Source organism: Roseateles aquae, from assembly GCF_032337115.1.
GTDB classification, from domain to species: domain Bacteria; phylum Pseudomonadota; class Gammaproteobacteria; order Burkholderiales; family Burkholderiaceae_C; genus Roseateles_C; species Roseateles_C aquae.
On record NZ_JAVXZY010000028.1, the window covers coordinates 1 to 2,465 of the forward strand.

The window sequence follows — 2,465 nt, forward strand, 5'->3', positions numbered from 1 at the left end:
CTGCGCCGGCTGTGTAGCGGACCACCATTTGGCAGCTGGCATTGGCATTCAGCATTGCGCCACAGCTATCGCTGTACAGCGTCCAGGTGCCTTGCCCCGTTGCTCCATTGAGCTTGAGCTTGGGGGCTCCGAACTTGAAGTGCCCTGGCGTCGGATTGCTCAGCGTCACCTTCATGTCCGCCGTACCGGCAGTGCTGGCCCCGTTGTTTTCGACCGTCATACTCAGCGTCTGCTGAATTGCGCTCACCCTTTGGGTAATCACGCTCGAGCCAAACGTAGCCTGGGTGTCCGTAGTGACTGCCCCTTCCGCGCCCCCCCACCCAACCAGCACCCAGCAGGTCTTGCCCGGTGCCAGTGCCAAGCCCAGGTCACACGACCCATTCCCACCACCCGCGTTCATGAAGTACCCACCCGAGCTGCTGCTGAAGCTGCTCAGCGCCACAGGTGCCGCTCCATTGTTGCGGTAGTACACCGCCAAGGTGGTCGTCGAATACGCAGGAATGTATGTACCCGACGGCTTCGGACTCACATGGTCGAGGCTGACCGAACTGTTGAGAGCGCTGCTACCAGTGAGCGCGGTCTCACGGCTACCCAGTGCGGTGTTGATCGTCAGCTTGCCCGTCGCACTGCCCGCCACCGTTGGCGTAAAGCCCACGGTGATCGAGCAACTGGTCTTGGCCGCCAGGCTCGCCGTGCAGTCTGTCGACTGGAAGCTAAAGCCCGCTCCGGTCACGCTGCTGGCGTTGATGGCGCTGACCGTCAGGGCCGCTGTGCCGTTGTTGGCCAGCGTGGCCTTGGCCGTACCCGTGGTGTTCAGCGCAATATTGTTGATGGCCAGCGAGGCGGTCAGCTCTGCCGTGGCGCTGCTGGGCAGCGTCAGTGTGCCGGCAATGGCCGTGGCGTTGGCATTGCTGCCCGCAGACGCCGTCAGGCTGGGCAACAGATTGGGCACAGTGTTGCTCACCGTGGCACGTTTCAGGCGCCCCAGAATCCAGCTGCAGCTCTTGTTGTCGGCGGCACAGCTGCTGTCAGCAGTCTCGTAGCTGTTGCTGACCTGCTTGGTGAAGGTTTGGCTCTGTCCGGCACTGCTGCCGCTGGTCTGGATGGTGATCGTCAGCGGATCGCCATCACCGTTGTAGGTGCTGGTCTTGCGCACGATGGGCAAGGCTTCGCCATTGACGTCCCACCCCTCTTCCAGCGACTGGGCCAGGTAGGGGCGTTGCACCAGCGCGCTGCTGGCGCAGGGGGTGGGTGCCACACCGCCGTTGTTGATCTGGATGCCCGCCGCGTTCGCCGTGCCTTCGCAGTAGCCATTGGTGCTGCGGCTGAGCCGGCTGGCCGTCGATCCCAGCGGACCCTTGAAGGTCTGGCTAACGGCAGCGACGCCGGTATAGGGATGATCCTGGAAGTAGTCGGTCAGCACATTGAGCTGACTGCCATCGGGAGCCGGGTTCTGCTGGTTCACCTGCATGAAGCCCAGCAGGCCGCGACCGTTCGTCGCCACGCGCAGGCCCTTGTAGGCGTACTCGGTGCGCAGCGCCCCGCCAGCGATGCCCGTATCGGCCTCGACCGTGGCCACGACATTCATCGGGAAGGCCACATCTGCCTTGGGGAAGATGCTTTGACCGGCTGTGCGCCCGCTGCTGTAACGCGGCGTGGCGAAGGTGATGGTCGAGCCATCAGAGGCTAGGCCCTGCGTGGGATTGCCGACGGTGGTATAGGTCAGCCGAGTCTGCAGGCCCGTCGGCGAGCTCACACGCAGCAGCAGGTCCGCGGGGCGCTGGTCCAAGCGAACAAACAGCTCGTTGTAGGTAGATCCCTGAACGATTGTTTGGGCAGCCAGACTCGCACTGGGCCTTGAAGTTGTCCCCATCGTGCACGGATCGACGGGGCGCTGTTGATCAGGGCTGCTTCCATCTCCTGTTGTACTCACAGGGATATTGGGGTTACACGGATCCCCTCCTGTCGACGGCACGTAGGGGTTGGCCACGAAGCGCAGGAACTCGACATTGCCATGGCCGGTAAAGTCTCCGACGAGGAAGTCTGCCTTGCCCTCGCTGGTGTCCCTGAGCGTGACGCTGCCAAAGTTGAAACCACTTGAGCTGCGGAAGCTACCATCACCATTGCTCAAATACAGCGCGTTCTGCGACGCATCTGCAGCCCATCGAATCACGTCACTGCGTCCATCGCCATTGACATCGGCGATCAGCGCGCCATAAGTCGCTGGCACAGTACCCGAGGCAACCCCTAGCGCATTGCCATAGGCTGTCAGATTGAAACTGGCCGTCTTCTCGAACGCACCGCCGCCTTGCGCGATGTTCAGGCTGTTACCGGCTGGCAGTGCGTCAGCGGCAATCGACAGACAGTCGGAACGCCCGTCGCCATTGAAGTCGCCCGGCAGATCGCAGGTCGTTGCCGCGTCAATGGCCGTGAAATTGCCATCGCCGTTGTTGCGATACGCTGCA

General features: G+C 62.6%; 1 protein-coding gene and 1 pseudogene. Both read right to left on the reverse strand.

The features are described from left to right. Positions 1–1,789, reverse strand: a 1,789-nt coding sequence (locus RQP53_RS24585) for a choice-of-anchor D domain-containing protein (protein WP_315653373.1), incomplete at its 3' end; no start/stop codon positions are given. Positions 1,790–2,011: 222 nt separating this feature from the next. Further along, positions 2,012–2,230, reverse strand: a pseudogene (locus RQP53_RS24715) (FG-GAP repeat domain-containing protein); the annotation flags it as partial. Positions 2,231–2,465 lie beyond the last annotated feature (235 nt).